This is a genomic window from Paraburkholderia bryophila (assembly GCF_003269035.1).
GTDB classification, from domain to species: domain Bacteria; phylum Pseudomonadota; class Gammaproteobacteria; order Burkholderiales; family Burkholderiaceae; genus Paraburkholderia; species Paraburkholderia bryophila.
On record NZ_QLTK01000007.1, the window covers coordinates 238,655 to 261,340 of the forward strand.

Sequence of the window (22,686 nt, forward strand, 5' to 3'; positions counted from 1 at the left end):
GGTTCACCTCTGTCGGATAGCATTTTGCGTGCCGTGCGGCGACGCTCACGCTGTAACGAAGCGCGCCGCGATGCACGGCATCGACGACGTTAGTCGGTACACGCGGGGCACACTACCGTCGTAGCAGCCGGCTCGCTTACTGGCGTCTTTGCCGGCTGAGTCGCATGCTCAGTTGCCAGCTTATCCAGCGCATGACGCCCCGACTCAGCCACCCCAGTCGCAACCCTCCCGCCCTGCTCGCCTCGCCCGAAACTCAGCAACGCCCCGAGCCCCAGCAACGCGAGAACACTGCCGAGCAGAAGATCGGCGGCAATGCCCACGTGATCGACCACCACCCCGCCCACCAGCGAGCCGAGTGCGATCGCCACCTGAATGATGCTCACGAACAGGGCCGAACCCGCCTCCGGCGAATCCGGCGTGGCGCGCTGAATCCAGATGCTGAAACAGAGCGGCAACGCGCCGAACGAAACGCCCCACGCGAGCACGAGCGCCGCGACGCCGACCGGCGAATGCTGCATCAGCGGCAACGAAACCAACGCGATCATCAGCAGCGACACCATCGCGCCCAGCGACACCTTCAGATTGCGCGTGACGGTGGACGACACCACGAAGTTGGAGATGAATCCGATCATGCCGAAGCCGAGCAGCAGCCAGGTGATGGTCGGCATGCCCAGATTCGCATTGCGCAAGAGGAATGGCGTGATGTACGTGTACGACGAGAAATGCGCGCCGAACACCAGCGCCACCATCAACATACTTTTACGCGGATGCGAACGGCGCAGCAGCGTCGTCAGATCGTGCAGGCGCAATGCCGCGTTCGACGGTAACGACGGCACGAAGAAGAACTGCGCGACGAGCGCGACGGCAACCAGCACACCGGTCGCCATGAACGAAGCACGCCACGACGCGAAACTCGCGATGAACGTGCCGAGCGGCACGCCGATCACCGTTGCGCACGTCACGCCGGTCAATATCGTCGCCATGGCGCGTGCGGAATCCTTCGGCCGCACGAGGCGTCCCGACGCCGCCGTGGCCAGGGTCCAGAAACCGCCCAACGCGGCGCCGAGCAACGCACGGCCCACCAGCATGACGAGGAAATCCGGCGCAAGGGCGGAGATCAGATTCGACGCCAGCAGTAACGCGGTGAGCAGCAGAAAAACGCGCCGCCGATCCATGCGGCCGGCCACCAGCATCAGACCCGGAGCCGAAAAAGCCGCGATTACGCCGGGCACGGTGACCATCAATCCCGCGGTGCCCGGCGACACGCCCAGATCCGCCGCGACGCGCGGCAACAATCCGACCGGTAAAAACTCGGTCGTCACGAAGGCAAAGGCGCCGATTGCAACGGCGCCGACCGCGAGCCACGAACGCACGGACGACGACGCACCATCGTCCGTCGAGGCGTGGCTCGACGGCAGATTATCTTCCATCAACATAGTATTGTTTGCGAGTTACTTAACAACGGGTGGGATTGGAGCGGCAGTGCCGTGCTAATCGATTCGCGGACTGCCCACCATGAATAAAAAAGCAGGTCCTGTCGACCTGCCAGAGATTGCGTCACCGGAAATCAGCGAGTGAACACCAGAATGGGCACACCATAACATCGTCTTAAACCGCTCGCTGACCACACCGAAAAATCGCAGTCGCGCGTGGGGTTATTGATGCGGCCACGCCGAGGCGGCACAGCGCTTGCTGACGCGTATGAGGGTGTTGCTTCTTAAAGGTGTCATCGGGCTCATTGCATGAAAGGGCATGAAAGCGGTGCGAAGTTGCGATGTCTGTCACGCGCACCGCACCCTCGCCCGCCGGCCCTTTTCATTGACCGAAATAAACCCGGCATAGCGGGCCGGAAGAACATGGCTGGCCCGGCCGGCCGCCCATTTCCGATTGTCCCGCGGCCACGCCGCCATAGGACGCGTTCCGCACACCCTGTACGGCCTGTCCCGCTTCTCCGAACGACATGTCGGTCGTGGCCTGTACCGACTCGTTCGCGTTCCGTTGCATCAGCGTGCGGCCCGACATGCCGTCACCTGTCGCGCTGTCCGCCTGCTGCGCGCCGACACTAATCGGCACGAGTAGCAGAACCGCGCTTGCCATTGCCACCCATAAAAGAAATTTCATGTCCAGACTCCTCGAATCCGGCGCAGCAGTACCCGTCCTCCCAAACAATTGATCCGCGAAAAAACGCGTGGCCGCCCAATCGGGCCGACGGGCGAGTCATTGCCAATGCATGACTGCTGCGGCAAGTCACCGAACTAAACAAGCTACCCATTGCCAGACCTGCGACCGATGTCGGACGCGTTCTCGCGGCGAGCCGGAATCGATGGCCACAGGCTGGAAACGCGGATTTTGGCTCCGCTGTTCCGTTATAGGTCGGCCGTTCAGGAATTCAATCTCGACTCGCCAGCTATGCGATTTGCAGTCGGCACGGTTCGCCTGGCCGCAGTCGCGAACAAAATCCGACAAGCCAGCGCGTGCGTTGGCCGCGCAGTGCGTTATGATGCTGCCATAACGTAAAAAAACGGCCCCACGCGAGGCACCGGCGAGAGACGGAGCGTGGACGTGAAACCAGCCGGACGCAATCAGCGCATCGTCAACATCGTTCGTTCCCAGGCGGCCGCAAGGCTTATCCAGCCTTATCTGCCGTCAGGCAGTGCGCCGGAATACGCGCTGAATGTGCTTGATCGTGCCGATCGGCATAGCTGGTATTAATGGCAGCCTGACCGGACAAATGCAGTACCGCAATTTACGGAGCAACGTTATTTAACGCTGCCAGAAGCATTTCCTTCAATCGATAACCCGACCGCGGGCCGGCCCCATTTAGATGGGCTCGAGGCTTACGCGGCTTTTCCTTGCAATCTGTAACTGACAGAACGCCGGACGCTTTAGAAGGACGAATATCTTATGGACGAAAGGAAGCGAGATAGCATGATTGCGTATCTCCGCCATCGCATGGAAGAGTTTGGTATCGAGCCGGAAGATCTGGCTGCGGTATTGGCGGCCGAGCCCGCGGCACAAAAGGACGCACGCTACCGCAGCGCGACCGGAGATAGCTGGGACGGCCAGGGCGAAATGCCCCAATGGCTCAAACAGGCAATCAGCGCGGGGCAATCGATCGACCACTTTGAATTGTCCGCTGCGCCCGCCCCCACGCCGCAGCCGAAGAAAAACGTGGACTGGAAAAACGATCCGTTCGCAGGCAGCCCGCTCGCCCGCTCGACCAATCGTTAATACTGAGTTCACGCGCTGCAGGTACTGAGTTGCGGCGGCACCGTGTATTGCGGCAATTGAATGAAGGCACTGATCTGCCGCACGATTTGCCAGAACAGCTTGTCGAACAGCCGCCCCTGCTCGGCCTCCGAAACGCCGTCCGCCAGCGGATCGGCAAAGCGCCAGCAATACGAAACCGGTTCACCCGGAAAGACTGGCGCATGGGGCGCGGTGACGAATTCGTCCATGGCGACGATCACGTCCATTCGCGGCGCCCATTCGCCCGTAAATTCCAGCCAGCTTTTCGCGCCGAGCACGCCGAGTTCCGAAATACCCGGCCGCAATTGCGCAACGGCAAATGGATGAACCTGCGCGGCCGGTTCCGGCCCCGCGCTGAATGCATCGAAACGGTGTCCCGCCAGTTCCCTCAATAAAGCTTCGGCAATAATGCTGCTGGCTGAATTCTCACGACAGAGAAACAGCACCTTATATTTTCTGGTCACGCTCACCCCGTACCCATATATTTTTGCTTCTGTGCAGCATTCTGCCGTCGCAGTCTTGCGCCCTCGTGACACTACGATGACCAGATTGATGGCGCTACAGGAAGTTGTACCAGGGGGCTGGACTCCACGGCGCCGCGCGATGCTTCTGCCCGCCAGTGTAGCAGCGTGAGCGACGAAGCTTTCATCAAGCTGTCGCCCACGCGCCGACGCGCGGTGTTTCGTCACATGACTGCGACGCATCGAACTTCATCAACTCACGGCCTCACTGTCGCGCCTCTCCGACACGATCCGATTGGCCGCGTCGCTGCCTCGCGCGGTCGCGGGAGGCGCTGTTTCGAACTGCATGGCAGCAGGGGTAGGCTTATTAATCGACTTGACGCCGTTCGCGATACCGGGCGCCGCGACATAGGGAACGAAAGCCGCCACCGCGACGACAATGATGAAAGTGAACATGGCTGTCGTACCTCCTGGGCGGGGCTGAGTGAAAGGCCACGTAAATGGCCGCGCGAGGAATTGCCTGAAGCTGGAGTTGGAGATGGGTCGGTACGGAACGGCGTTCGTTTGACTCGCGTCGAGAACGGTAAGAAGGTGCTTTGATTCTAGAAGCGCGGCTTGCCGCGCTAAAGGTCGCTGTCTCTATTAAATCGGCCTACGTCTATGGTCTGGCGGCCAACGTGTCTTTCGTCACACCACGGCGGATTCCTCGACCTCGTGCAATGGCTCGTCGTGTCCGTTGCGCTCGTTATCCCGCGCTCCCGTGCGGCTCAAAAACGCGAACGACGCACACGCTGACAGCAACGTGATCACGATCAACACATGCAGCAAACTGGTGAACGCATGGGTATAGCTGAGCGCGAGTTCGTGCCGGCTGATCTGCGGCAGACTCGCGGCAGCGCTCGCGAGGTCGCCCGTCGTCAGACGCTGCGCTGCCTCGGCGATGCGTTGCGTCATCGCGGGGCTGCCGTCCGCCGTGAGTCGCGCGAGGCGGTGTTGCGCGAGGCCCGCGAGTAGCGCCGTGACGATCGCGAGCGCAATGCCTTCGCCGGCCACCCGCGTGGTGCTGAAAATGCCCGTCGCCATGCCCGCGCGCTCCTTCGGCACGACGCTCACCGACAGACCGTCCATCAAACCCCACGGCATTCCCGCGCCGATACCGACGATCAGCATCGGCACGATCGCGGCCCCGCGCGAAGCGCCGATGTCGACACGACTCAACCAGTAAAGTCCCGCCGCCGCGATCACAAAACCCAGCCCCGACAGCACGCCCGCCGAGACCCATCGCGTGAGCGCGGCAACCAGCAGAGGCACGACGAGCAAGGGTGCCGATAACGCAATCATCAGCAGTCCCGCCTCCATTTCGCTGAGACCTTCCGCGCCGATGAAGCGCAGCGGCAACATCACGATCAGCACGATGTAGCAGTAGCAGGTGCCGACCGGCAGAATCTGCACGCCCACGAAACGCGGATAGCGAAACAGGCTCAGGTCCAGCATCGGACGTGCGACGCGTAGCTCCACCGTCACGAACACGGCCAGCAGCGCCGCCGACGCAGCCAGCAGGCCGATTACCGGCACACTGGACCAACCGGCTTGCGGCGCCTGAATCACCGCGACTGTAAAGAGCCCAAGCGTGCCGGTGAAACTCAGCGTGCCGGGCCAGTCGAGACCGGTAGCGGCCGGATCGCGTGTTTCGCGCATGCGCGGCACACCGAACACGAACGCGAGCGCACCGATCGCGGCGATCGCCACGAAGATCGCGCGCCAGCCGAAGTGCGTGATCAGCACACCCGCCATCAGCGGACCGAATGCCAGACCGAGTCCGAAGCTCGTCCCCAGCAGGCTGAACGCGCGCGTGCGGGCATGGCCGGTGAATTCCTGCGCCAGCGCCGCGGACCCGCTCGCCAGCGACGCTGCCGCCGCGATGCCCTGCAAGGCGCGCAACGCATCGAGCCACGCCACCGAGGGCGCCAGACTCAGCGCGATCGACGCCGCGATAAAACCGCCCAGCCCGGCCACGAAAAGCCGCTTGCGGCCGAACTGATCGGCGAGCGCGCCGGCCGCCATCAGCAGGCTGCCGAAGCTCAGCATGAAGGCGTTGGTGATCCAGGTGAGCGCGCCCGCGCTGCCGCCCAGATCGCGCCCAATTGCGGGCGTGGCGACCGCGCCGCCCGAGAACGCCAGCGGCAGCACCAGCGCGGACAAACAGACGGCGGCGAGTATCAGCGGTTTGGCGCTCGCCTCTTCGTGTGACGTTACAGTTTTCATCGATCGACTCTCCCCCGAAATCCGGCCGCGCTGTGGCGTGGTGTGGCGTGGTGTGGCGTGGTGTGGTGTGGCGAATCACGAGCGCCGGCCGGGCGTGCCCGCGAAGCGCAGGCACTCAAGGGCGTTATTCTGGCCACCGCAATGGAACGGATAAAGAGCCTGCCGGTCGTGACTGAGCGGCCTGAAACGCGACAATCGCGATGCTGAGGGTGCTGCGATGGCGTGGGTGCTCCGTCGCGGCATGGCATGGCAATGGCAACGCCAACCGCGCGATATCGATTGTCGCCACCACGGCGACACACCATTTCCGTCAGACGGATTTTTCCGGGCGGCCTGCGCGTTCATACTGACACTGATCTTTTCACGCCGATGCGGTCTGAACCGCGCGCGGCACACCATGACGGGACCATCGGATGTTGAACAGAAACGCCATCAGCTCGGGCGCCTACCTCGAGAGCTTCGATTCGCTGCCCAAGGAAATGCTCTGGACGCAGGAGCGGATCGACGCGTCGCTCGCGCAGACGCTGCAGCAGCGTCCCGACGACGGCGAGGTCTGGGTGTTCGCGTATGGCTCGCTGATGTGGAATCCGATCTCCGACTTCGACTGCCGCCGCATCGCGACGCTGCACGGCTGGCATCGCAGCTTCTGCATCCGGCTGATCGCGGGCCGCGCGACGCCCGAGCAGCCGGGCCGCATGCTTGCGCTCGAACCGGACGGCAGCACGCAAGGCGTCGCGCTACGTCTATGCGGCGAAACGCTTGGCGAAGAGCTGCGGATTCTGTGGATTCGCGAAATGGTGACCGGCGCGTATCGTCCGACCTGGGCGCCGGTCACGCTCGAAGACGGCACGCAAGTCCAGGCAATCGCCTTCGTGGCCGAACCGCTGGATCGACAATACGAGGGCGACGCGCGGGCCTCGGCAATCGGGGCGTCGATGGCGCTTGCGACGGGTCCATTCGGCACCAATGCCGAGTACGTGTTCAAGCTGCAGACCGCGCTCGACGATTGCGGACTCAACGATCCTTATATCGACGAACTCGCAGCCGAGCTGACGCGGCTCACGAAACTGCCCGCGTGATGCGTCAGAAGCGCAAGCCGTTCAGGAATTGAAACCAGAGACCGCCGAGTACGCCGGCGGGATGCGCGGTGGAAGCGGGGTCGTCGGGCTTGTCTTTGTCGTCGTGCTGCGGTGCGCGCTTGTCTTCACGCTTATCCTCGCGCCTGTCACGGCCCGCGCGCTGCGCCGGTGCGTCAGGCGCCGCAGCGCGTGATTTCGCGGAAGCCGAAGCCGAAGCTGTCGCCCGCGTTGCTGTAGCGTCTGCGTCGTCCGACGTAGCCTCACCCGCCGCCACCTCGACGTCCACCTTCGCCGCCGCTTCCGCCTCGCGCCGCGCCATCTGCAACGCCGCCACGCTATCCGCGATCTGCGCGGCTCGCCGCGCCTCGCAGCGACGCCCGAGCAACACGCCGAACAGCACGTCGCGATTGTGGCCTTCGTCGGCGAAACGCATGGCGAGCGACACCATCTCCGCATAGGCCGCTTCGTCGGCGGCTCGCGCCGCTGCTTCGCGCTCGGCCTGGGCCCGTTGCTGACGCGTGCGCTGCGCTTCCCAGCCGCGCATCTGCTCGGCGTAGACCGCGTCGTACACCTTGCGTTGAGCGGCGTCGGAGAGGATCGCGTACGCGTCCTTGATCTCCTGGAAAGTGGCGCGTGCAACGTCTTCCGCGCCGCTGTTGCGGTCCGGGTGCCACTTCATCGCGGCCTTGCGGTAGGCCCGCTTGATTTCGTCGTCGGTGGCGTGCGTGGGCACGCCAAGCGTGTCATAAAGAGTTGCCATTGCCTGCTCGACCTCGCCGTGAATCGTGTCGCAGGCCATCGTAGCATGTGAAAAATGTCAGCCACCTGCATGGGCGGACTGTGCGGACATCATCGGCATGACCGCGCTTTCGCGCCGCACAGGTGGCTAGCTGCGAAGTTTAGCGGCACATGCGGTAACTACCCCGTTTCGCACGCTTTCTCGCGAAGCTTTCAGATGCGGCGATAACACAGAATACGGTTGGAAAACGGGACTCCAATCGTCGGCGCGATATTCGCGCCGATAGACGACATCCACCGTCGAGCAATCGCTCTTCCAAAAATTGTGGCGTGCAGACAATCCCGGCGACTCGATTTCTATGTTCCGCCAGTGCATTAATCCAGTGGAATGTCGCAGAAAAAATTTCCTCGACGCATCTCTCCGCCTTCAGATTAATTCCAGTCAAACACATTAAGCCGATTACCGTGCGCGCTATTCGCGCACCGGTCAGCCATTCGAACGGCATAAAATATATTACCAATACCTTTCACCCATCGAGACAAGCTCCATCCTTGTCGAAACTTTTTGTGTTTCAGTCAAAAAAAGTTTGGTGTGTAATTTTTTTTCTTGCTATCTTCCCGATCTCAAGAGGTTACGTAATATTACAAACAGCAAAAAGCATGAAATCTGTCGGGCTAAAGTAGGCTCGATGCATATTATTTGCAGGCCTTTTTATTCCCGAAAACAGGATATGCGGCGCTTCCACCTTATGACGATTACGCCGCTTAAGCAGACGAGGTAGCTGTTAAAACGAAAGGTCGTCGTTTCGGCCATGCCTGAGTGAGACACGATAAAAAGAGGCACTTTCATTTCGATCACCCGGTAATCCGACACGTTGAAATCTAGCGTGTCCCTTCCGTTCGCCTTCAAATAAGCGTGCGTGAATCGGCACGCCATGAAGTGAATGGATGGGACAGCTTTATATGGTGCGGCGCAATAACGCCGCCATTCGCGTGGCGAGGTTCACGAGACCTCGCCAACCATTTTGGCGTAGCTCTATTTACAACCGAGAAGGGGAAAAATTGAAACAGCGTCCATTGGCATTTGCCATAAAAAGAATAATCTGGGCCGAGTTGGCATTGTCGGCTGCGCTCGCCGTCCCGGCCTTCGCGCAGAGCCAGCCCGCCACTGCCGGCAGCACGGCCGCGACACCTTCGGTCAATAGCGCTACGCCACCGGCCGCCAACGCGGCGACGCCATCCAAAGAGAAGGTTCAACAGATCAAGACCTTCGAAGTGACCGGATCGTTGATTCGCAGCGCCGACAAGGTGGGCTTCAATCAGGTTCAGAAAATCACGGCGAAGGATATCGAGAACAGCGGCTACACCAACGTGGCCGACTACCTGCGCGGCGTATCCGCCAATTCGGCGAGCAGTTGGGGGGAGGGATCGACCAACAGCTTCGCGCCCGGCGGTGCGGGCATCGCATTGCGCGGTCTGAGCGAAAAGTACACCCTGGTGCTGGTCGACGGGCAGCGCGTCGCGCCCTACGCATTCGCCGTGAACGGCACCGATCAGTTTTTCGACGTGAATACGTTGCCGTTGAACATCATCGATCGCATTGAAATCGTGAAGACGGGCGCCGTTTCGCAGTACGGCTCCGACGCCATTGCCGGGGTGGTGAACATCATCACCAGGCGCAACTTTCAGGGCCTGGAACTGGGCGGCAGCTATGGCGGCGCCACGCAGAACGGCGGCGGCCAGGGCACCACCCGGTTCAGCATTCTGGGCGGTATCGGCGATCTGAATTCAGACCGTTTCAACGTAACGGCCGCGCTCAGTTACTACAAATCGAACGGCTTTCTGGCGTCCGACCGCGATACGACGCAGAACCAGGATTTCTCGAATCAGCCCGGCGGCCTCTCCAACCAGTCGCCGTCGTACTGGAAGCGCGGCAACGGCATCGGCAATGTGCCGCTAAGCCCCTGCCCCAACGGCGGCACGGTCGTGTCGGGCAATGCCAATGCACAGACTTACGGTGCCGGCGGCACCGTGTGCCAGAACAACACCGCCTACGCAACCTCCCTGTCCCCGTGGACCGAACGCCTGAGCGCGAAGGTCCACGCCGACTTCAAGATCAACGACGCGATGCAGGCGTTCGCCGATCTGTGGGAAAGCAACAATACGACCAACACCAATAATTTCGTCGGGCGGTTGAGCTCCAGCACGCAGACTTACGATCCCGCCACCGGCGGCGTCAATCTGATCTCGAACGTGGTGCCGGCAAGCAATCCCTACAACCCGTTCGGGGTACCGACGCAGCTTCGCTACGCGTTCCCCGCCACGCAGTCGGTTCGCACGAGTTCCAATTTCTGGCGCGCCGCCACCGGCGTCAAGGGCTCGTTCACGACCCCCGGCATCGGAGACTGGGACTGGAACACCGCGTATACGCATTCGCAGAATACGGTGTCGAATAACTATACGAACCTGCTCAACGCGAATGCGCTGACCAACATCATTCAGAACGGCGTGTTCGACTTCGCCAATCCGTCCGCCACGCCGAACGGCCTGAACGGGTTGTACGGCAGCACCTCGACACAGGCGATCACCAAGCTCGACGCAGTGGATGCCACGCTGGCGACACCTCATCTGTTCACGCTGCCTACCGGCGACGTCGGGTTGGGTTTCGGCGCCCAGTTCCTGCACCAGAGCCAGTACATCGGCACCGGCGCGGGCTACGTGAACGGCACCTATGTCAATCCGTCGATCCAGTCCGTCGACGGCGAACGCAACGTGGCCGCGGCCTATTACCAGGTCGATATCCCGCTGCTGACGAACCTGACCTTCAGCCAGTCCGGTCGCTACGATCACTACAGCGATTTCGGCGGTGCGTTCTCGCCGCGTTTCGCGCTTCGCTTCCAGCCGGTTCGGCAATTGACGATGTACGGGTCGTACACGCGTGGCTTCCGCGCGCCGACCTTGATTGAAAACACTTCGTCGAAAACGTTCGGTGCACAAGGGGCGATCGATCCCAACGATCCGAACGATCCGGGCGCTTACGCATTGCGTGAAGAAATCCAGGCGGGCTCGCGCAACCTGCAACCGGAGCGGACCAAGAACTACAACCTCGGCTTCCAGTTGTCGCCGACGCGCACCACCGACATCGGTTTCGACTGGTACAAGATCCACATCGACAACGTGATCGGCACGGACGATATCCAGTCCGTGGTGAATGCGAACGATCCGTCGAAAGTGATCCGCAACCCGAACGGTTCGATCGCATATGTCCTGCTGCCGTACCAGAACCTCGCGTCGCTCGACACGGACGGCTTCGAAACGACGTTCCGGCAGTCGGTGGCGACCAAAATAGGTACGTTCACGCTGTCGGGCGACTGGACCTACGTGTGGCACTTCAAGATGCCGGTGGGCGGCGTCACCACCGACTTCGCCGGCAACAACGGCGCGCAGAATACGCCGTTCGGCGCCAGCTTCCCGCGCTGGAAAGGCAATACCGATCTGAACTGGAATTACCAGAAGTGGAATGCGACCTTGACCTGGATTTATACCGGGCCTTATGCGCAGGCCATTCTGCCGCCGGGCAACTACCCCGGCATGAAGGACGGCATGGCGTCCTATAGCCAGTTCAATCTGTTCGTCAGCTACACGGGGATCAAGCACTGGACGCTCTACGCGGGTGTCGACAACCTCTTCAACCGCGCGCCGCCGTTCGACCCGACCTTCATGAACGCCAGCTACCAGTCCGGTTACGACACGTCGCTGTACTCCTATGTCGGGCGTTTTGCGCAGATCGGCGCGACCTACAAGTTCTGACGGACGAAAAAAAGGCCTCGCCACTTAACGTAGCGAGGCCGAGTCCCATGTCAAGGAGATGTCATGGAGGAGACGATTCGATCATAGCGTCAGCGCCTTGCGCCCCCAACCAATCGTTCGCCATATGCTTATCCCGCATCGGTTCAAGTGCATTCCAGCGCACATTCGCGAGCAGAAAAAAGACCCGCTGTCTCACGCGGGTTATATCGTTAGAACAAAAAGTCGCTTCGCGTCGCCCGCGATGGTCTTTAAGATGACACTTCAAAGTCCGGTTCGTCCCGGCTTCGCTGCGCGCAGCCCCGCGCCGGCAAGCTGTGAGCCGTTACGGAAGGAGCATTTCGTTGACCAGTTTCGATCATCAGCGCCGGCCACTCGTTATCGGCATCGGCGGCACGACCCGCGCCGCCTCGTCGACCGAGCGCGCGCTCGGTTTTGCGCTGCGCGGCGCGGAAGCCGCCGGCGCACAGACCCGCCTGTTCGGCGGCACCTTCCTGCATAGTCTGCCCCACTACGCCCCTGAAAACCCCGCCCGTACCGACGAACAGCTCGAACTGATCGAAGCCGTGCGCCACGCGGACGCACTGATCATCGCCACGCCGGGTTATCACGGCGGCGTGTCCGGGCTCGTCAAGAACGCGCTGGACACGCTCGAGGAATTGCGCGCCGACGAGCGTCCCTATCTGGACGGCCGCGCGGTCGGCTGTATCGTTACCGCCTACGGCTGGCAAGCCGCCGGCTCGGTGCTGACCTCGCTGCGCTCGATCGTCCACGCGTTGCGCGGCTGGCCCACGCCGTTCGGCGCCGGCATCAACACGCTGGAAACGCGCTTCGACAGCGTGGACACCTGTTCGGATCCGAAAGTGGTCGATCAACTCGCCACGGTCGGTCAGCAGGCCGCGCAGTTCGCGCTGGCCTTTGCCTCGCATCGCACGCCGTCTGCCGCGCCGGTCGGCGGCGCGCAGAACGAAGCGGCACGCAACGAAGCGCAACCCGCGCGCTTGCTGCACGCGGTCTAAGCCCCTCGAAACACGCTGTATGCATGCCGTGGCGCCGCATTGGCGGCCCGCGGCAATCGCGCTTGTCCGAACCGTGCGGCACATAACAGACCGCCGATCCGCCACGCCGGATAGTGTGTGCGAGCACAACCGATATGGTCCGATGCGAACGGATGAAGACCGTTCCCGAACCGCGCTGATTTGCTTACGACGAATGATTGGTTCACCGGCTGCGCAGTGCCCCCTACGCTTGATCCTGCCCGCCGACTCACCGGCCGCCCCGACGCCGCAACCGCGCGTCTCCCGTGCCGGTTTCCTCGACAACGCAAGCGGGCATACTCACTGCCACGACCATGAATTCACATCTCCGCTACAAGGGTTACGAAGTCGCACCGGTTGCGCAACGTCTGCCCAACGGCCTGTTCGCCGCCAACCTGACGATCGAGAAAACCGCTACGAACCACGAGCAAGCCTATTCGTTCGACGCGCTGGACTACTTTTTCGACGAAGAACATGCGCTCGCTTACGCGTTCCGCTGGGGACGCATGTGGATCGATAATCACCAGTAACGCCCTCGGCCACGCCTTTGCGTCGACCGCCGTCGACGCCCGGCAGGTTGTGCCAGAATAGACGACACCTCGCGCTCGTCCCTTGCACGCCTGCCATGACCGACGTATCGACCGTTGTCGCCGCTCTTCGCTGCTCGCGTTCCCTGGGCGCTTTCCCCCGTACCGATCGCTCAATCGTCGCCGAATGGCCCGCGTTCGCGCGTGCCGCACCGCGCTCGCCCGCACTGCGCTCGCTGCCAGTCACGAAACCTATCGCGCCGAGCCGGCACCTCAACCCAGGGAGACACCGGTCATGACATGGACCGTCGATGAACAACTCGCGCTAACCGCCACCGAAGCCATCGCCGCCATTCAGTCGGGCCGCCTCAAGGCGGCCGACTACGTGGCCACGCTGCTCGCGCGCGCGGCATCCCTCGAGAGCCTCAATGCGCTTACCACGCTCGACCTCGACGGCGCCCTCGCCGCTGCGCGGCGCATCGATGCCTTGCCGGCCGCCGCGCTCGCGCAACTGCCGCTGGCCGGCTTGCCGATCGTCGTGAAGGACAACATCAACACGGCCGGTTTGCAGACCTCGGCGGGCACGCCGGCGCTGGAGGGCTTCATTCCGAGGGCGAACGCGCCCTCCGTGCAGCGCCTGATCGATGCCGGCGCGATCGTGCTCGGCAAGGCCAACATGCACGAACTCGCGTTCGGTATCACCAGCACGAACCTCGCCACGCATGCCGGCCCGGTGCGCAATCCATACGATCCCACACGCATTCCGGGCGGCTCGTCGGGCGGTACCGCGGCGGCGATCGCCGCGCGCATCGTGCCCGCCGGCCTCGGCACCGATACCGGCGGCTCGACGCGTATTCCGGCCGCGCTGACGGGCACCGCGGGGTTCCGTCCTTCAGTGGGCAATGGCGGCACTGAACGGCGCTATCACGACCCGGATGCCGTGGTGCCGATCAGCCATACGCGCGATACGGTCGGGCCGATGGCGCGCACCGTCGCCGATATCGCCCTGCTGGATGGCGTGATCACCAACAGCGGCGCGTTGCCGGATGTCGCGCTGAGCGGCTTGCGCATCGGTTTGCCTGCGCCGCTGTGGGAGGGCCTCGAGCGGCAGGTGGAAGACATCGCGCACAGTGCGTTGCGGCGGCTCGAAGCAGCGGGCGTGGTGTTCGTCCCGGTGGCGATGCGCGAACTCGATCATTTGAACGGCATGGTGGGCGGCCCGATTGCGGTCCACGAAGCGCTCGACGACGTGCGCGCCTGGCTCGTCGCGAACGACGCGCCGGTCAAAACCGTCGCCGAACTCGCGGCTCGCATTGCGAGCCCGGACGTGCGCGCGATTTACGACGGCGTGCTCGGCGACGTGCTGGCCGCGCAATACGACGACGCGCTGAACCTATGGCGGCCGCGTTTGCGGGCGTATATGGCCGCGACCTTCGCCGACGAGCGGCTCGACGCGCTGCTGTTTCCGACCACGCGTCTCGCCGCCGCGCCGATCGACGACGCTCATGGCTCGTCGTCCGTCAGCATCGACGGCGGCGAACCGATCGATACCATGGACGCGTTCCTGCGCAATACCGATCCGGCCAGCACGTCGGGCATTCCGGGGCTGTCGCTGCCAGCCGGCATGACCGCAGCCGGCTTGCCGGTGGGTCTGGAACTGGACGGGCCGCTGGGCGAAGACCGGCGGCTGCTGGCAATCGGCGTCGCGTTCGAGCAGTGGCTCGGCGTGCTGCCCGCGCCGACGCTTTGAGCCGCGCCGCCACCTACGTTTGAGAACCGTCCTGCAATGCCAATGACCGTGCCGACAAAAACGCCAATCGATACACCGTTGAAAACACCCACGTCCCGCCTGTCACGGCGGACTCTTTCGCGCCGCGGCGTCGGCCTGCGGGTGGCCATGACCGCGTTGACCGTAGCGCTCGCGACCACCGGCTGCGCACGCCTCGCCACGGTCGATTCCAACGCGCTATGGAAGATCGTCGATCTGCGCTGCGTGCCGTCGCAACAGGCAACCGGCACACCGGGCCAATGCACGACCGTCGATCTCGACCAACGCTATGCGATCCTGAAGGATATCGTCGGGCGGTCGCAGCATCTGCTGATTCCGACCGATCGCATCACCGGCATAGAAAGTCCGCTCGTGCTGGCGCCGCATGCTCAGGACTATTGGGTCGACGCATGGGATTCGCGCCGCTATGTCGAGCAATCGGTCAAGCGCACGCTGCCTGACAATCAACTCGGCCTTGAGATCAATTCGAAGTACCGGCGTTCGCAAAACCAGTTGCATATCCACATCGACTGCATGCGCGGCGATATCGGCGAGGCGCTTGCGCGTCACGCGAAAGATACGCCCGGCGAATGGCATTGGGACACGCTCGACGGCAGCCGTTACCGGATCATGCGCGTCACCACGCTGGCGAACGGCGGCAATCCGTTTCGCGTCGTCGTGCGCGATAACCCGGGCGAGGCGGCCATGGCCACGCAGACCATTCTCGTGACGGCTGCGGGGCCCGACGCGCAACAGGACGGCTGGCTGCTGGTGAATAGCGGCACCGAAGTGGAGAACGGCAGCGGCACGGCCGAACCCTTGCTGGATCACACATGCCGCGTGGCGGACGCGCATTGAGCACCGTCAGCATCATCGAGCAACGGCTCGCGCCGGATGCGGGCTAGTTTGATCTGCCACGCCTAAGCACGATCAGGCAGATGTATTGCTGAACAAATTGGTTCGGGCGGCGCCCATGGGTCCGTAGGATCGGTCTGAACATGCACTTCGACCGATCCAGCCCATGGCGTTTTACCTCGACGATACGCAGCGCAAAGCCCTCGCCCGACTCGCGACAAGCTGGACATGGCGCACCCAATGGCCGACATGGGCACTGATCGTCACGATTTATAGCGGATGGATCGGTGTCGCCGTTCACGCACGTCAGATCGGCTTGCCGCTCACCGCGGCGCTGCTCGCTTTGCTCGGCGCGTGGTACATGTCGCTGCAGCACGAACTGTTGCATGGTCATCCAACCCGTTCACGTCTGTTCAATGCAGGGCTCGGCCTCGCGCCGCTGGCCGTGTGGTTTCCCTATGGCGTCTATCGGCATTCGCATCTTCGGCATCATGACGATGCGCATTTGACGCACCCGGAACGCGATCCGGAAAGCTACTTCGTCGATTCAGCGGTGTGGCAACGCGCTGGGTGGGCGATCCGTGCGCTGCTCACGTTCCGCAATACGTTCATCGGTCGATTGCTGGTTGGTCCGGCGTTTTCCATTGCAGCGACCGGTGTGGATGCGCTTGCCAAAGTCAGGCGCGGTGATTGGCGCGATGTGCCGGTATGGCTTACGCACTTTGCGGCGTTGGCTGCCTTAACGCTGTGGTTGCGCAGTTATTGCGGCATTCCGGCGTGGGTGTTTTTTGTCGGTGTGGGCTACGGCGCGTTGTCGCTGGGTTCGATTCGCTCGTTTCAGGAGCATCGCGTCGCGCAGGCTTCCGAACATCGCACGGTGATTAACGAAGCGTCGTGGTTCTGGCGCTTGCTGTTTCTGAACAACAACTATCATCTGGTGCATCATGACTTGCCGCATGTGCCGTGGTTTGCGCTGCGGGGCATCTATGAGACGTCGCGCCAGCAATATGTTGATCGCTCAGGTGGCTTTCTGGTCAGGGGTTACAGCGAATGGGTCACGCGCTATGGATTCGCTGCGGTCGCGCATCCCGCGGCGGCCGTTGGGTCCGACGCGGACCGAACAAATCCGTCCCGGGGTACGTTCGCTAAAATCACGAATGAACGAAAACGCTCTACTCACGCACGAGCGTACCGGCGTCGCCCAACGGGTTTTCGGTGACGACCTCAAGCCGTAACCGACGCTGCCGTCCTGGTGCCATTCGACACCAACGCGACTCCGGACGCTGATAGCATTCGCGCTCAATTAGCCTTCAGCACATAAGCCGATTGACAAGCAGCAGCAAAGCCCAGGTCCTGACGCGCAATGCGCCACGCAGCTTGTGCGCATGCGGCATCAATTTCGCGGAACGTACCGCGCATCAAGGCACCCGCGCAATCAATCGATGGTGCGCGGTCTCGCCCATTGCGCCGCGCTCGCTGCCGTGCGTCTCGTTATCGGAGTGATACACAACGAGTACAGCGTTAGCATGGCTCATCCGAGCGGGCGCGACCATGCTGACGTTTGCAAAGCCATTCGGATCGGCGACAAACGAGTTGCCGTCTCCCGTACCGTCGACCGGCGTGAAACCAGTAGGCTGCCGATCGAAGTGATTTTCGAAAAGACTGAATTTTCCACCGGGTTTCAGGCCGTGCAACTGCACCGTTACGTCTTCCCGACCATCCGCGCGCGGCTTTAGCATCACGACGCCGCCGGCTGCGAACCATTGCCCAGCCGTCATCCCCAGGGGCGTACCTCTGGCCGTATAGAGATCCGTTGCACCAGCATCGTCAAACTTTGCGTTGCGCACACCCGCAACATGTTCGATACCCTGCCAATGGCGCTCCGCCTGGGCGCTTTTATCGTGCACGAAGACCTGCGGGTCGAGAATCGTTGGCGACGTCACTTCGCGGGAAAAATAGACGGCATGGGTTTCGAACGGCAGCGTGATCGCCGGGCTGGTCTGCGCGTGCGCGAAGACCGGCAACCAGGAAACGGCGCCAATGAGAAGAGAGATCAGTCGCATAGTCAATGAAAGTACCGGAACAATGAACGGCGGCGTACAGCCGAATTGAAAAAGCCGTTAATGAAGTGCGCCACGCACCGTTTTCGGGTAAAGCGTCTCAAGTGCCTGCTCGAATGTTGCTCGCGAGAACGGCCCCAGATGCATCGCCAGCAACTTACCGGTATGGTCGTAAAACAGCGTGGTCGGGAACGCTCTTGCACCGACTGCGCGCGCAACGGATAGGTTCGGATCACGCGCGAGGTTGTGCAGCACAAGCCCGTGCTCCGTCACGAAGCCGTTCACCGCGGCTTCCGACTCCCCCTGATTGATAAACGCGATGTCCACCTGCGTGAAGTCTCTTTGCGCTTCGGCCAGAACGGGCATTTCGGCTCGACAGGGTCCACACCAGCTCGCCCAGAGATTAAGGACTAGCGGCTTGCCGTCGTTATATGCAAGGGGCTGCGGGTTGCCATTCATGTCGAGCACGTTGACGGCGGGAAGAGATGCTGCAGGCGCTTCCGTATCGGCGAAAGCCGTCGCCAGGCCCCAACTCGCGCAACCGGCAAAAGCCGCGAGCGTCGCGGCGCGGCGCACATCTCGCCGCTTCGCGACCATCACCAGCAGAACCACCGCGCCAGCTACGGCCCCCGGCACCGGGTCGAAGCCCAGGTCGCGGAAATCGAGCATTTTCAGCACATCGCCCCGATAGGCCGGCAGGTATTGCCCGACGAACGCGAGTCGGGACGCCAACAGCCCGGCCACCACGCTATACAGAATGGTCGTTTCCGCGGCAGGGCCGCCATGGCTAGCCTTACGCGCCACCCACAGAGCAATGCCGATGTTTGCGAGAAGAATGAGTGGCGCGACCGGGAACGAACAAGGGCCGATATTCATTGATGGGCAGCGCGTGCAGCAACCTTGCCCAGGAGGATATTCAGGCCTTCGGAGATCAACGGATGCGCGATGATCGCGTCGCGCACCGCTGTATAAGGGAGCTTGCCGATCATGGCCATCTGCACGGCCGTCACCACGTCGCCGGCGTTCGTGCCCAGCATCGTGAAGCCGAGAATCTGGTCCGAATGCTGATCGACCAGCACCTTCATGAAGCCCTTCGTCGCTCCATTCGTGCGGGCGCGCGGCACGATCGCCATCGGAATCTTCGCCACCCGCACTTCGATACCGCGTGCCTTCGCTTCGGTTTCGTTCAGTCCGATGCGGCCAAGTTCGGGTTCGATGAACAGCGCATAAGGAATCATGCGGTTTTTCGTCGTCATGTTGCCGCCGGCAAGTTGTGACTTCAGGACCCGGTAGTCATCGAAAGAGGCGTGTGTAAACATCGCTGTGCCTGCCACTTCGCCGATGGCCCAGGTGTTGGCGGCAGTCGTTGCGAGCCGTTCGTCGACCTTGATGAAGCCACGTTCGTCCGTTTCGACGCCGGCTGCATCGAGCGCCAAACCTTTCGTCACGGGCGTGCGCCCCGCAGCGACGAGCACGTGCGAGCCGGACACCAGCGCGCCGCTGTCCAGCTCGATCCTGACGGCGTGGCCCGACGTGCCCGTCACCTTCACCGGCCTGGCGCCGACCAGAATCTCGATGCCTTCTTCGGCCAGCGCGGCCTGAATTTCCGACGTGACGTCTTCATCCTCGCGCATTGCAACACGGGGAGCTTCCTGAATGAGGGTGACGCTGCTGCCCAAACGCCGGAACGCCTGCGCCATCTCGAGGCCGATATAACCACCGCCGATCACGATGAGATGCTCCGGCAGCGAATCCAGTTGCAGAGCTTCGACATGCGTGAGCGGTTGGGCGTCTTTCAGACCCGGCACGTCGGGAATCGCGGCCGTGGTGCCCGTATTGATGAAAACGTGCTCACCCTCGATGATCCGCGCAGCGCCTTCGTTCATCTCGACATGAATCTTGCGCGGGCCGACAAAGCGGCCCGTTCCCAATACCAGATCGAGGCCTGAACCGAGAAACGCTTTCAGATTGGTGTCGACCATGCCATTCACCACCGAGCGCACGTTGCCGAGCACCTTTTTCATATCGGTTTTCGGGCCTTCGGTCACTTCGCTATCGTGCCGATGAGCATTGCGCACATGCGCGACCCGCGCATTCTGAATCAACGCCTTGGTCGGAATACAGGCCACATTGATACACGATCCGCCGATCATTCCGCGCTCGATGAGCGCAACCCGCTTGCCGGCTTGAGCCAATTCCATCGCGAGCGTTTTGCCGCCCTTGCCGCCGCCAAGGAAAACATATTCATAGTGTTCGATATTCGACATCGTCAACTCCAGTTTGGGTTGTCGCCCGGTGCGTTTCAACCGGAAGCGCATCGGCTCAGATCTCAGTGAGTGAATTCTATGAGCCCAACCGGCGTTTGCCGACGCTCGCGACGCTCGAAAACTAGCTCGATCGTCTCAACTTCCGCCATGAGCGTGGAGGTCGCTCGCGTCACTGGCGTAATCCGGGCTATCCATTCGTATCGGTCCGGCTCGCATTCGCGTTCGGGATGACTTGCAGCGTGAGACACTGGACGCTCGCTTGCGCTTTAGCGCCGGGACGAGTCGATGCTGCGTGATGCGACACTCGTCGTCCGCACGGCGTTTTTCTTCATTTTTGGGAGCTACCGGTCATGACCCGTTCCGCCTCTGAGTCGTTCGCACTTCCGCCCCATGTGATCAGCTTGCCGAGTCGCGCGGATTTTTCGACCACGGTGGCTCGTCTCGAAGCCGCATTCGCGAGCCGCCATATCACGCTTTTCGCCAAGGTGGACCAGGCGCAGGCGGCGGCAGGTTCCGGCGCCCTTCTTCGACCGACGGTTTTGCTGCTGTTCGGCAATCCCGCGGCCGGTACGCCGATCATGGCGGCGAACCCGCATGCCGCGGTTGAACTGCCGCTGAAAGCCGTGGTGTGGGAGGACAGCGAAGCGCGTGTCTACGTTGACTACCTCGACGTGACCCAGGTACTAGCCGATGGCTATGGACTCGATCCCGCCTCGTTCGAGAAGCTCGAGAAGATTCCCGATATGCTGCGCGGCGCGATTGCCGTCTGAAGCGGTGAGTGCCTCGCGTGCGTTGCGGGACGCGTCGTCTTACCCCTCCCGTCCCTCTGCCACACGTTGCGACGGCATACGTTCGTCCAGAATCAGGTTCTTCAAACTCGCGAGCTTGAAACGTGTCGCCGGTAGGGAACGCGAGAAAGGCCATGGCGAATGGATGATGCGACATACGTTCGCGGCTGTCGCTCAACCGGCGCTGATCGCTTCTCCGCCTATACCGACTGTATCGTCCCAAACGAACGTCCAGCGCTCCCCGAACGCAGCGACGACGACTCGGACGGCAGCGCCGGCACCACGCGAGGCGACGGATTCGAGGCCGTGCGTGCCGACCCGTAGGCAAACGCCGCCCCTGCCATCCACGATAGCGAAGACGCCGTGCCGTACCAGGCCGCACTCGTCGTATCGTTCTCCGACGACGCACGGACGGACGCCGCCGATAACCCGGCCGCCGCGAGATTCGCTACGCCGCTGGCGATCTGCAGCCCGCGACTGACTCTGCCGCGGGTACCGTCGAGCGCGGCGTGCGCCATGCCGGTGATCGCGCTCAAGCCCCATGCCGCCGACGACGCGTAACCGAGATTCGTCTGCGTGCTGTCCGTATTGAACACGGACGCGGTACTCAACGCGCCCGCGCTGAAGTTCATGAAGTTGCCGAACGATGCCAGCCGGCTGGCGGGCTGTGTGTTGCCCGCCTCCGACATCCCCGCGGCGGCGCCCCATAACACGCCGCTTACGGCGCCACTTGCCGTCGATGCGACGGAACCCGGTACGACCCTCGACGCCACCAGCGACGCCCCCGCAGCCAAACCGTCGACCAGCGGCGCGAATTTGCCCACTTTTTGCCGTGCGGTTTCGGGGTTCGCGGGCTGTTGCGCCACCGGTTGTAGCACCGGTTGTACCGCTTGTTGGCCACCCTGCTGCACGAGCGGCTGCGCAAGCGAATGAAGCGGTTGCGACGGCGCCAGGTCGATCGCGACATGGTCGGGACGCGGCCCGGAAGCCTGACTACCCGACGGCTGATGCTGCATCGGCGACAGCACCGGCGAGTTAGAACCGCTGGACGGATTGTGCTGCATCGGTGTCAGCGCCGCCCCGCCCGATCGGTTCGACGGCGCAGAACGCATCGGCGACAGCGTCGCCGCACTGTTCTGCGCTCTGTCGACGGGCGGCGTGGCCGCACGCCCGGGGCTGCTGTGCGGCGGCGGAGTCATCGGCGACAGCACCGGGCCGCTGGAATGCACACCGATCGGGAGCGGCGCGCTCAGGGACCGCGGCCTGCCGCTACCGACCGCTCCATGCCCAGGGTCGTAGCGGCGCGTCGGCGGATGGAAGACCGGATCGCTTGTTGCGTTGAGCGGCTTCGGACCTTTACTTCCGTTGCCATCGGATTGCCGCATGAGATTGTCCCGGCGTCAGGTGAGTGAGTTCAAGGAGAAGGCGAACAGACCCAGGCGGATCGAATGCTTCTCTCATCCCTCCTTCACACAAGCTTCGTGCCAGTTGGCCGCCAATGTGGCGCGCGCCTTGCTCTACAAGAGCCACGCCACAATCCGGCGGCGCTCGGGCGCGCCGCGCGATGGGCGCGATTTCACCCAGGTCGGCGCTTGCCACGAGGGCGAAAACCACTCGTCCGCCACGCGTGGATACGCGTAGTACCGAGATTGTTTCGTCGACTACGAGATGGGAAAAAATCGCCCCCTCTGGGTCGAGCTTGTGTGAAAACGCGCTGATCGCCTAAACTGGATTAACTCATTCAGCATGGGTGACCGGATGAAGCGATTCATAGAAGGTGAAGAT

At 62.4% G+C, this 22,686-nt stretch carries 20 protein-coding genes; 10 read left to right on the top strand and 10 right to left on the bottom strand.

The genetic code is table 11. From position 1 onward, the window contains the following. Window positions 1-89: 89 nt before the first annotated feature. Together BX591_RS14615 and BX591_RS14620 are read right to left on the bottom strand one after the other, a co-directional pair. Entirely contained in the window at window positions 90-1,436 is a 1,347-nt protein-coding gene (locus tag BX591_RS14615) for an MFS transporter (RefSeq protein WP_244146972.1), read from the bottom strand. 379 nt (window positions 1,437-1,815) lie between these two features. Further along, window positions 1,816-2,121 (bottom strand): hypothetical protein, encoded by a 306-nt coding sequence (locus BX591_RS14620; protein ID WP_111932138.1) that lies wholly within the window; start codon window positions 2,119-2,121, stop codon window positions 1,816-1,818. 441 nt (window positions 2,122-2,562) lie between these two features. Between BX591_RS14620 and BX591_RS36460 the strand changes: the two genes are divergently transcribed. Then, a complete protein-coding gene (locus BX591_RS36460; protein WP_167444555.1) occupies window positions 2,563-2,712 on the top strand; it encodes a hypothetical protein in 150 nt (49 codons plus the stop codon). A gap of 192 nt (window positions 2,713-2,904) precedes the next feature. Continuing rightward, window positions 2,905-3,231, top strand: a complete 327-nt coding sequence (locus BX591_RS14625) for an H-NS family nucleoid-associated regulatory protein (RefSeq protein ID WP_111932139.1) — start codon at window positions 2,905-2,907, stop codon at window positions 3,229-3,231. Between the two features lie 8 nt (window positions 3,232-3,239). Here the strand turns inward: BX591_RS14625 and BX591_RS14630 are convergent, their stop codons facing one another. The 3 genes from BX591_RS14630 to BX591_RS14640 all read right to left on the bottom strand — a co-directional run bounded on the left by BX591_RS14630 (window position 3,240) and on the right by BX591_RS14640 (window position 5,975). Beyond that, the gene (locus BX591_RS14630) at window positions 3,240-3,713 is read right to left on the bottom strand and encodes an arsenate reductase/protein-tyrosine-phosphatase family protein (protein ID WP_111932173.1); all 474 of its coding nucleotides are present in this window, start codon (window positions 3,711-3,713) and stop codon (window positions 3,240-3,242) included. Window positions 3,714-3,962: 249 nt separating this feature from the next. Further along, window positions 3,963-4,166 (bottom strand): hypothetical protein, encoded by a 204-nt coding sequence (locus BX591_RS14635; RefSeq protein ID WP_111932140.1) that lies wholly within the window; start codon window positions 4,164-4,166, stop codon window positions 3,963-3,965. A gap of 231 nt (window positions 4,167-4,397) precedes the next feature. Continuing rightward, window positions 4,398-5,975, bottom strand: coding sequence for an MFS transporter (locus BX591_RS14640; RefSeq protein WP_111932141.1), 1,578 nt, complete (start codon window positions 5,973-5,975; stop codon window positions 4,398-4,400). A 413-nt stretch (window positions 5,976-6,388) separates the two neighbouring features. On the opposite strand from BX591_RS14640, the gene BX591_RS14645 reads away from it, so the two are divergent. Next, window positions 6,389-7,054 carry a gamma-glutamylcyclotransferase gene (locus BX591_RS14645; RefSeq protein WP_111932142.1) on the top strand — a complete coding sequence of 222 codons (666 nt, stop codon included), beginning with the start codon at window positions 6,389-6,391 and terminating at the stop codon, window positions 7,052-7,054. Window positions 7,055-7,058: 4 nt separating this feature from the next. On the opposite strand, the gene BX591_RS14650 is transcribed toward BX591_RS14645, so the two are convergent. Next, window positions 7,059-7,814 carry a J domain-containing protein gene (locus BX591_RS14650; protein WP_111932174.1) on the bottom strand — a complete coding sequence of 252 codons (756 nt, stop codon included), beginning with the start codon at window positions 7,812-7,814 and terminating at the stop codon, window positions 7,059-7,061. A gap of 1,040 nt (window positions 7,815-8,854) precedes the next feature. On the opposite strand from BX591_RS14650, the gene BX591_RS14655 reads away from it, so the two are divergent. The 6 genes from BX591_RS14655 (at window position 8,855) to BX591_RS14680 (ending at window position 17,005) form a co-directional block, all read left to right on the top strand. Further along, on the top strand, window positions 8,855-11,602 hold the full coding sequence (locus BX591_RS14655; protein WP_111932143.1) for a TonB-dependent receptor: 2,748 nt from the start codon (window positions 8,855-8,857) through the stop codon (window positions 11,600-11,602). Window positions 11,603-11,943: 341 nt separating this feature from the next. Beyond that, entirely contained in the window at window positions 11,944-12,618 is a 675-nt protein-coding gene (locus tag BX591_RS14660) for an NADPH-dependent FMN reductase (RefSeq protein ID WP_111932144.1), read from the top strand. 332 nt (window positions 12,619-12,950) lie between these two features. Then, window positions 12,951-13,166 carry a transcriptional regulator gene (locus BX591_RS14665; protein ID WP_111932145.1) on the top strand — a complete coding sequence of 72 codons (216 nt, stop codon included), beginning with the start codon at window positions 12,951-12,953 and terminating at the stop codon, window positions 13,164-13,166. 292 nt (window positions 13,167-13,458) lie between these two features. Then, window positions 13,459-14,913, top strand: a complete 1,455-nt coding sequence (gene iaaH, locus BX591_RS14670) for an indoleacetamide hydrolase (protein ID WP_111932146.1) — start codon at window positions 13,459-13,461, stop codon at window positions 14,911-14,913. A 147-nt stretch (window positions 14,914-15,060) separates the two neighbouring features. Beyond that, the gene (locus BX591_RS14675; protein ID WP_111932147.1) at window positions 15,061-15,789 is read left to right on the top strand and encodes a CDP-diacylglycerol diphosphatase; all 729 of its coding nucleotides are present in this window, start codon (window positions 15,061-15,063) and stop codon (window positions 15,787-15,789) included. 163 nt (window positions 15,790-15,952) lie between these two features. After that, entirely contained in the window at window positions 15,953-17,005 is a 1,053-nt protein-coding gene (locus tag BX591_RS14680; protein WP_111932148.1) for a fatty acid desaturase, read from the top strand. A gap of 199 nt (window positions 17,006-17,204) precedes the next feature. Here the strand turns inward: BX591_RS14680 and BX591_RS14685 are convergent, their stop codons facing one another. From BX591_RS14685 to BX591_RS14695, 3 genes are read right to left on the bottom strand one after another with little or no spacing between them, the layout of a single operon-like run. Next, window positions 17,205-17,849: a hypothetical protein gene (locus BX591_RS14685; protein WP_111932149.1), complete on the bottom strand. Its 645-nt coding sequence runs from the start codon at window positions 17,847-17,849 to the stop codon at window positions 17,205-17,207. Window positions 17,850-17,906: 57 nt separating this feature from the next. Then, the gene (locus tag BX591_RS14690) at window positions 17,907-18,722 is read right to left on the bottom strand and encodes a TlpA family protein disulfide reductase (protein WP_111932150.1); all 816 of its coding nucleotides are present in this window, start codon (window positions 18,720-18,722) and stop codon (window positions 17,907-17,909) included. Next, window positions 18,719-20,113 carry an FAD-dependent oxidoreductase gene (locus BX591_RS14695; protein WP_111932151.1) on the bottom strand — a complete coding sequence of 465 codons (1,395 nt, stop codon included), beginning with the start codon at window positions 20,111-20,113 and terminating at the stop codon, window positions 18,719-18,721. Before BX591_RS14695 ends, BX591_RS14690 begins: the two co-directional genes overlap by 4 nt. 350 nt (window positions 20,114-20,463) lie before the next feature. Here BX591_RS14695 and BX591_RS14700 point away from each other — a divergent pair, with 350 nt between their 5' ends. Continuing rightward, window positions 20,464-20,883: a DUF302 domain-containing protein gene (locus BX591_RS14700; protein ID WP_111932152.1), complete on the top strand. Its 420-nt coding sequence runs from the start codon at window positions 20,464-20,466 to the stop codon at window positions 20,881-20,883. 218 nt (window positions 20,884-21,101) lie between these two features. Here the strand turns inward: BX591_RS14700 and BX591_RS14705 are convergent, their stop codons facing one another. Next, complete coding sequence (locus BX591_RS14705; protein WP_146749762.1) at window positions 21,102-22,100, bottom strand: hypothetical protein; 999 nt, start codon at window positions 22,098-22,100, stop codon at window positions 21,102-21,104. Between the last annotated feature and the right edge of the window lie 586 nt (window positions 22,101-22,686).